The following is an 8232-nucleotide window of genomic DNA, read 5'->3' on the forward strand; positions in this document are numbered from 1 at the left end:
GGACAGGCTATGCAGCATATCAAACAATCCGTCACCCATGTTGCAGACAGCATTAAGGAAGTAACGGATGGCCTGAAGCAGTTAACAAACCAATCGATTGAAAATATCGCTTCTGTATCCGAAGAGTCTGCCGCCGGCATTGAAGAAACATTTTCAATTACCGAGCAATCCGCCCATTCGATGGATCAAGTGCTTCAAAATGCTGAGGAGTTGGAGCAGCTGGCTAAGGAGCTTAATGCAAAGATGGATCAGTTTACAATTTAATATAGAAAAAAGAGGCTGGAGTCCAGCCTCTTTTTCTATTCTATGCAGCTGATTGAACGTGTTTCGCCCCGGTTCTTTTTTTCTTCACCGGACTTAATGCCCGCTCCAACCAAGCCATGAGCAAATCCGCCCCTACCGCCATCACCGCAGTTGGTATCGCTCCGGCTAGAATAATCGCAGTTCCGTTTGTTGCGTTTGAGCCGCGGACAATCATGTCCCCAAGGCCTCCGGCACCGACAAATGTGCCGATCGCTGTAATTCCGATGGCAATGACGAGAGCCGTGCGAAGGCCCGCCATAATGACAGAAAGTGCGAGCGGGAGCTCAACCATTCTGAGCACTTGGAATTTCGTCATGCCCATTGCTTTCCCCGAGTCTAAGTAGGCATGCTCAATACTGATAATGCCTGTGTACGTGTTTCGAATAATCGGCAGCAGGGAATACAGAAATAATGATAGAATCACGGTATTTGCGCCGAGCCCCATAACAAGCATTAAGACGGCCAGCATAGCGAGCGCCGGGATTGTTTGAATAACGTTTGTTACTGCAAACACCCAGGCTGACAAACGGCGAAAATGCGCGATGAGGATTCCGGCCGGAACCCCGACGACAGCGGCAAATAAAACGCCGTAAGCCGACATGAGAAAGTGGCGGCCGAATTCATCCATGACGTAACTGCCATTCTGCGCGTAATACGTCATTAACTGTTCAAGCACGTTCATTGACCTCTTCCCCCTTTCACGATTCGAAATAGCGATGTTTTTCTAAATATTCCTTGGCAACGACAGACGGTTCTTTGAGATTGCCGTCGACTTCATAGTTAAGCTCCTGCATCGTGGCTGTGTCGATTTTTCCGAGCATTTTCTTGATGATGCCTTCAAGTTCAGGATGTTCTTTGAGCACCTTTTCCGGAACAACCGGAGAGCAGTCGTACGGCGGGAAAAATTGTTTATCATCCTTTAGCATTTTGAGACCATAGGACTTGATTCTTCCATCGGTTGAATACGCAAGCACAATGTCCATTTTTCCGCTTTTCACCGCGTCGTACACAAGGCCGATCTGCATCGGATACGTGCCGCCGAATGTCATGCCGTAGGTTTTCGTAAAATCCTGATAGCCGTTTCCTTTGAGCTTCATCCAATAGTTATCAACGCCCAGCTTTAATTGCGGCGCCCATTTTTTAACGTCTGATACGGTCTCTAAATGGTATTGGTCGGCCAGCTCCTTACTGACTGTAAAGGCATATGTATTATCAAACCCGTAGGAGTCATACCACTTTAAATCATATCTTTTTTTAAACTCCCGCTGAGTAAGCGCCAGCGCTTTGTCCGGATCTTTTTCAGGTTCCATTCTCAGCGTGCCTGTCAGCGCGTCTCCCGTATATCTTGTGGCCGCAATGTCGATTTCATCATTCATTAAAGCCTGCTGCTGCACCGCGTTGGAGCCAAGATTTTTAATCGTTGTTGTTTTGAGATCAGTATGGTGTTCGATCAACTGGCCAAGCATGCTGGCGATGATTTCTGATTCGCTCATGCTTTGCGCGCCGATTTTAATGGTCTGGTCTGCAGCAGCGCTGAGACCAGGAAGCGAACAGCCGCTCAGCGTCAGCGTTGCCGCAAGTGCCAAACCTATCATTAATTTGAGATATTTTCTTTTCATGAGCCGCCTCCTTATGACAATTCCTTCAATCTCTGCATGCCGGCAGGTGTCAGTTTTCGTTCAGCAACTGCCAGCACATAATCAATCACAATTGCCAATATCGTGACAGGTACCGCGCCCCCGATGATATATTCCGGCTGATATAAATTCAGTCCGATAAAAATGTAATCACCCAATCCGCCGCCTCCGATAAAGGAAGCAAGCGTGGCCCAGCCGATTAAGTAAATCGTCGATGTTCTGATTCCCGCCATGATCACTGGCGCGGCAAGCGGCAGCTCCACCAAGCGGACTTGTTCAGCCGGCGTCATTCCGATGCCTTTACCAGACTCGAGCAGATTTTTGTTGACGCCGCGAATGCCGGTATACGTGTTGCGAAGAATCGGCAATACGGAATAGAAAAACAAAGCCACAATGGCCGGAACCTTCCCTACACCAAGGAGCGGGATAAAAAAAGCGAGGATGGCCAGACTCGGCAGCGTCTGAATGATATTGACAATGCCGATAATGGTGCCGGCTCCTTTTTTCATTCTGGTAAGCACAACCCCGAGGGGGACGGCAACCAGCACACCTAAGATCACAGCAATGAGCGATATCGTAATATGCTCGTATGTTTTATAAAGAAGCTCGCCCCCATTGGTTTGCAAAAATTGAACAATATGATGCATGACTTATCGCCCCTCCCTATGACAATGCTGCGAGCTGCTTTTCTTCTCCCCAGAGGGAGTCATACACGATGTCGACCAGACTTGCCCTCGTCACAATTCCGATCAGGCGTCGGTCTTCATCCACAACGGGAACATATTTGACACCCCGTTTTAAAATTTTGCGGACCGTGTCGCGCAGCAGTGTGCCGCCCAGTACTGTGTATATATCTTCATGTAAAACTTCACTGACGAGATTGGCCTTTTTCCGGCATTGATCAATGATTTCAACATCGACATAGCCTTGCAGAACGCGCTCGTCATTGACGACCAGCAATGAATCGACCCGTTCCTGCCTCATCAGCTGAATGGCCTCAGAAAGCGTTTTATCCGCGGTGATCGTTACAGGCTGTGTGTTCATAATCTGGTCAACCCGTTCAACATCCGGGCTGGATGACTGAATCAGCCGCTCCTTGCCGATAAATTCCTCAACAAATTCGTCTGCCGGATTTCTTAAAATGTCATCGGGCGTTCCAACTTGAACGATTTCTCCCGCTTTTAAAATCACAATCCGGTCTGCCAGCTTAATCGCTTCATCCATATCGTGGGTAACAAATACGATGGTTTTATGTAAGGTTTTTTGCAGTTTTTTAAATTCTTCCTGGAGGGAATCCCTCGTAATCGGGTCGAGTGCCCCAAACGGTTCATCCATTAAGATAAGCGGCGGCTCCGCGGCAAGTGCCCGTAATACACCAATTCGCTGCTGCTGCCCCCCGCTTAATTCATGAGGGTAACGGTCTACATATTCTGGCCCCATATCGACCAATTTTAAAAGCTCACGCGCCCGCTCTTTCCGCTGCTGCTCCGGCCATTTCAGCAGTTTTGGGACGAGTGAGATATTCTGCTGAATGGTCATATGGGGAAACAGGCCGATCTGCTGAATCACATAGCCAATTTTGCGCCTGAGCTCTACAGGATCCTGGTCCATGATGTTTTCGCCGTCAATGAAAATCTTCCCGGCGGAAGGCTCAATTAATCGGTTAATCATTTTCATTGTTGTTGTTTTTCCGCAGCCGCTCGGCCCGATAAAGCAGATAAATTCGCCTTTTGCAATCTTAAGATTTACGTTGTTCACGGCTTTTTTGCCGCCCTTGTATGTTTTCGAGACATTTTCTAATGTCAGCAAACATCGCACCTCCAAAATTAAGTTTATTCAATTTGTTCAGTTTAAATTTAATTTTTCAGACAATTGAATGCTTCCCATTATAGAATAAAGTTTATAAAATAAAAAGTTTACAATTTGTTCATATTATTTATAAAGTATGTGTAAACGCTGATTTACCCGCATTGACGTGTGTTGATCTCCTTATTGCTCCAATTTCCTGCCAAATTCTCTTTTGACAGCATTTTCGCCGTATCAAAAATGTGGTATATTGACATCGGAATTGTTAGCTGAAAGGATGAAACCGTTGGAGAAAGATCCGTTAACGATCATTGAACAAGCCGAGGACCATTTTATAGAAAGAATCGCGGAAAACATGCATGCATTTGGAATGCCCTCTACCGTCGGACGAGTGCTGGGCATTATTTATATGAATCGAAAACCGATGACGCTTACGGAATTATCTGAGGCCACCGGCATGAGCAAAACACGCATGAGCCAGGTAGTGCGGGAAATGCTTGATGCCAACATTGCCGAGAAGGTGTTCGAAAAAGGCGTGCGAAAAGATTTATATGAGGTTGAGCAGGACTACTATCAAACATTTATCACGCTGTTTTCAGCCACCTGGAGCAAAGTCGTCAGCAAAAACAAAATGATGCATAAAAAACTCAATCGGGAGCTGCTTAGCGTGTTGGATGAAGAGCTTACTCCTGAAGCGGAAGAAAAAGTGAATGAGCTGCTGAAGGAATTAAAGGAATGGCTCGATTATTATAATTGGCTCAGCCGTTTGATTGAGTTTTTTGAGAGCGAAGACATTTTTAAATATGTGCCGAAGCCGTAAAAAGTTCCCAAATTCAATTCTGGGAACTTTTTTAGTTCCAATCCAAATGGTTGAATATCAAACTTCAAGAAAACAAACAAAATAATGCATAGTTTACATTAATTTATTCATTATCCATTTTTTGTTGATTATTCTGACTAGCTATTATATAATCTTTTTGAAATGATTATATTAGCTTAGAGGAGGTAATCTATATCAAAAAAAAAGGAATTATAACTGTAATGACTATATGTTTCCTATTATTTTCTTCTTATTACTTTAGTAATATTTCACCTCAGAATCCACTGTTCAAAAAAAATTTTTTGCAACAATTGTCTCCCCAAGGCTTTGGCTTTTATAGTAAAAGCCCTACAGAAGAAAACATTTCATTTCACACAAAAGAAAATTTAAAGTTACCTAATGCACTTCCCAATAATTTTTTTGGGATAAAAAGAGAAGGAAGAGTTCAGGCAATAGAATTAGGCAAAATTGTAGAGAATATCGATCCAAAGAATTGGAAAACTTGTGAAAACAATAACTCCTGCACAAATTTAGAGAAACAAATAAAGCCTATTAAGGTTATAAAAAATGAAGATTATATACATCTTAGCAAAGGAGAATACCTAATATATCGCCAAAAACCACTCTCATGGTATTGGATAGACTTTAAGCAAACTACCTCTTTTGAAAGAAAGGTGCTAAAAATAAAAATAGTATGAAGATATTAAATAGTTTAGAAGGTTATATTGACACCTATAATCCATGGAAAAATACATATGCACTTTTTAGAAGTTTACTTGGTTTCTCAACATTACTAGTACTATTATTCAATAGTACTGATATTTTATTTAGTTATAGTGCAAATAATGTCACATGTGAAAATGTCTATATCCCTACCGCTTTTTGTTTTGCTAAAGAATATAGTATCAATTTTGAGATTATAAGATACTTAATGATTTTTATATTAACCTTAGTGGTTATAGGGTGGAGACCTAGATTTACCGGTTTATTTCACTGGTATATTTGCTATAGTATTCAAACTTCAGCTTTAACTATCGATGGTGGAGAGCAAATTGCAACTGTTCTTTCTTTTCTTATATTACCTGTTACATTATTAGATTCAAGGCGAAATCATTGGAATATAAAGAAAAACAATAATGAATCTTTCACAAAGAAGACAGTATTGTTTTATATAATGACAATAATTAAAATTCAAGTTTTTATCATTTATTTAAACGCAGCTTTAGAGCGATTGAAAAATAAAGAGTGGGCAGAAGGAACAGCAATTTACTATTTCTTTTCTGATCCGGTGTTTGGATTACCTGAATATCAACTTAACTTATTGAATCCACTACTTGAAAGCAATTTTATTGTTGTCATCACTTGGTTAGTAACTATTTTTGAGTTGTTCTTAGCAGCAAGCATAATTTCAAATATCAGAATAAAGAGAATTGCTCTTGTTTTGGGAATATTATTTCATATTGGGATAATATTCAGCATTGGTATTGTAAGTTTTGGCTTGATCATGATATCAGCATTAATTATATATCTGCATCCTGTACAACAAAATATCACTATGAATTGGTGTTCTCCTTTATTTAAATATATATATGTAAAAGGAAAGAGAAATTTCAAAAGAATAGGAGGTGAATCAGTCAAGTTTCTTACAAAATTGTTTCATAGCTAACATTTAGATAATGGAGAAATAACTTAATGGAGGTATAATAATTTGAAAAGTAAATTACTTAGGCTATTGATTGTTTCCATGGTGACGATATTGGTTTTTTCATTAGTAGGACTCTCTAAGGAGTCAAGTACATCTGCTAAAGAAAACCATACATTTTCTGGAGAAGATTACTTTAGAGGACTTTTATTTGGACAAGGGGAAGTTGGTAAATTAATTTCAAACGATTTGGACCCTAAACTCGTAAAAGAGGCAAATAGTACAGAAGGTAAAAAGTTAGTAAATGATGTAGTCAAATTTATAAAAAAAGATCAACCACAATATATGGATGAATTGAAACAATCGATTGACAGCAAAGACCCTAAAAAACTCATTGAAAATATGACCAAAGCAGACCAACTTATCCAAAAATATGCTAAGAAAAATGAAAACGTAAAATACTCTTCTAATAAAGTTACTCCATCTTGTGGGCTTTATGCCGTCTGTGTAGCAGCTGGATATTTATATGTTGTGGGCGTTAACGCAGTTGCATTACAAACGGCTGCCGCAGTAACAACTGCAGTGTGGAAATACGTTGCCAAATATTCCTCTTCAGCTTCTAATAATTCTGATTTAGAAGCGGCTGCTGCAAAAACCCTAAAATTGATTCATCAATAATCCATTATAATTGAGTGTCTTGCGGATTGCTCCGCAAGACACTTTTTCAACGTGAACCGTTTAATTTTTTGTAATAAAGATATGAAGCTAGTGTTGAAATAACTAATGCTAAAAGAACTAGCACAATCATAATAAGAATTATATATTCTCCTGTAAAAAATGAAAGAACAGCTATTATAAAACCACACACTACAAGTACTTTAGAGGCGAAGCGATTTCCCAGTTTCCAAACAGTCTCATCTTTTAATGTCCAAGGTGTCCTCAATCCAATAAGATGGTTTTGTTCTGCTAGCTGCATTGAATTTCCACCAATAATTAAAAAGATACCAACACCAAGCCCTATTATTAAATCAATATTCAGTTCGTATCCTAAACTTATCAATAGAGTTGAAAGTTGTAAAATATATAAAAGGATTAACATATTATTAGAAGCTAGGAAAAGCAATGCTTTATTTTTTTGTGTAGACTTAATAGTTAACATATAAAAAGTAAGATAATAAATAAGCATAACAACAGGTATAATAAATATTGTTAAAGGTTTAGATACAATTGCAGCCGGTTTATTTCCTGACCATTGTATCGGTATTTCTTCTGGAAGGTATTGATATAATATAATTGAAGTCAAGAAACTCAAACATACAATAATTATGGAAATTATATTTTTCTTCATAAATCGTTATCCCCTTTATTTATAAAGTTAAGCATCCAATTTATTGAGTCTTGAAGTACTGTTGTATTTAGAGAGTAATAAATAAATTGTCCTTTGCGGTGGTCACTTATGACTTCCGCTTGCTTTAAAATATTCAAGTGGTGCGAAATACTCGGTTTGCTGATATTAAAATGCTCAGCAATATCTCCCGCAGTCATATCCCCTCCTTTTAACAAATCCAAAATTTTTCTCCTTGTTGGATCTGATATAGCTTTGAAAACATTATTCATAGCGTTTTCTCCTTTACAAAAAAACATTTAGACATTTAGATATTTGTATAAATGTATTATTTTCATTATAACTTGAATTTTTTTAAAAACAACCCTCAAATTGGTTATAATATCTGATTTTTGTATTTTTTCAAATACTCGGATAATCCCAACGCTGGAAAATATGTTTAACAGATACTAACACATGTTGTTTATTTAAAAAAACCACCTCTGTTGTATTTAAATAGAGGTGGTTTTTCTATCAGCTATAATAAAATTTCCTTTTTTCTTTTTAATCGGGCTTAATGCTCGTTCAAGCCAGCCCATGACCAAATCGGCAATCACCGCCATCAGAGCTGTGGGGATCGCTCCCGCTAATATAATCGCGGTTCCGTTTGTGGCGTTTGATCCTCTGACGATGATGTCCC

At 39.4% G+C, this 8232-nt stretch carries 12 protein-coding genes; 5 read left to right on the forward strand and 7 right to left on the reverse strand.

Translation table 11 applies throughout. The annotated features are described in order from the left end of the window. Nucleotides 1-264 (forward strand): methyl-accepting chemotaxis protein (locus Q8865_10235; protein ID MDP4153793.1); only part of this gene is annotated, 264 nt, incomplete at its 5' end. 40 nt (nt 265-304) lie between these two features. Here the strand turns inward: Q8865_10235 and opuBD are convergent. Genes opuBD through opuBA form a run of 4 tightly spaced genes read right to left on the reverse strand, consistent with a single transcriptional unit; the run spans nt 305 to nt 3749 of the window. Next, nucleotides 305-985: a choline ABC transporter permease OpuBD gene (opuBD, locus tag Q8865_10240; GenBank protein MDP4153794.1), complete on the reverse strand. Its 681-nt coding sequence runs from the start codon at nt 983-985 to the stop codon at nt 305-307. Nucleotides 986-1001: 16 nt separating this feature from the next. Continuing rightward, nucleotides 1002-1922: a choline ABC transporter substrate-binding lipoprotein OpuBC gene (opuBC, locus tag Q8865_10245; protein MDP4153795.1), complete on the reverse strand. Its 921-nt coding sequence runs from the start codon at nt 1920-1922 to the stop codon at nt 1002-1004. An 11-nt stretch (nt 1923-1933) separates the two neighbouring features. Beyond that, nucleotides 1934-2587 (reverse strand): choline ABC transporter permease OpuBB, encoded by a 654-nt coding sequence (opuBB, locus tag Q8865_10250; protein MDP4153796.1) that lies wholly within the window; start codon nt 2585-2587, stop codon nt 1934-1936. A gap of 16 nt (nt 2588-2603) precedes the next feature. Beyond that, on the reverse strand, nt 2604-3749 hold the full coding sequence (opuBA, locus tag Q8865_10255) for a choline ABC transporter ATP-binding protein OpuBA (protein ID MDP4153797.1): 1146 nt from the start codon (nt 3747-3749) through the stop codon (nt 2604-2606). 283 nt (nt 3750-4032) lie between these two features. Here opuBA and Q8865_10260 point away from each other — a divergent pair, with 283 nt between their 5' ends. The 4 genes from Q8865_10260 to sdpC all read left to right on the forward strand — a co-directional run bounded on the left by Q8865_10260 (nt 4033) and on the right by sdpC (nt 6886). Next, a complete protein-coding gene (locus Q8865_10260) occupies nt 4033-4566 on the forward strand; it encodes a GbsR/MarR family transcriptional regulator (GenBank protein ID MDP4153798.1) in 534 nt (177 codons plus the stop codon). A 221-nt stretch (nt 4567-4787) separates the two neighbouring features. After that, nucleotides 4788-5264, forward strand: a complete 477-nt coding sequence (gene sdpA, locus Q8865_10265) for a sporulation-delaying system protein SdpA (GenBank protein ID MDP4153799.1) — start codon at nt 4788-4790, stop codon at nt 5262-5264. Continuing rightward, entirely contained in the window at nt 5261-6232 is a 972-nt protein-coding gene (sdpB, locus tag Q8865_10270; GenBank protein ID MDP4153800.1) for a sporulation-delaying protein SdpB, read from the forward strand. Before sdpA ends, sdpB begins: the two co-directional genes overlap by 4 nt. 42 nt (nt 6233-6274) lie before the next feature. Continuing rightward, nucleotides 6275-6886: a sporulation delaying protein SdpC gene (gene sdpC / locus Q8865_10275; GenBank protein ID MDP4153801.1), complete on the forward strand. Its 612-nt coding sequence runs from the start codon at nt 6275-6277 to the stop codon at nt 6884-6886. A 46-nt stretch (nt 6887-6932) separates the two neighbouring features. Here sdpC and sdpI read toward each other — a convergent pair whose 3' ends face one another. The 3 genes from sdpI to opuCD form a co-directional block, all read right to left on the reverse strand. Beyond that, nucleotides 6933-7556, reverse strand: coding sequence for an immunity protein SdpI (gene sdpI, locus Q8865_10280; GenBank protein ID MDP4153802.1), 624 nt, complete (start codon nt 7554-7556; stop codon nt 6933-6935). After that, the gene (sdpR, locus tag Q8865_10285) at nt 7553-7825 is read right to left on the reverse strand and encodes a sporulation delaying system autorepressor SdpR (GenBank protein ID MDP4153803.1); all 273 of its coding nucleotides are present in this window, start codon (nt 7823-7825) and stop codon (nt 7553-7555) included. The genes sdpI and sdpR overlap by 4 nt, the downstream gene beginning before the upstream one ends. A gap of 219 nt (nt 7826-8044) precedes the next feature. Next, nucleotides 8045-8232 (reverse strand): glycine betaine/carnitine/choline/choline sulfate ABC transporter permease OpuCD (opuCD, locus tag Q8865_10290; protein ID MDP4153804.1); only part of this gene is annotated, 188 nt, incomplete at its 5' end.

The sequence above is a fragment of the Bacillota bacterium genome (assembly GCA_030705925.1).
Taxonomy (GTDB): Bacteria; Bacillota; Clostridia; order Oscillospirales; family Feifaniaceae; genus JAUZPM01.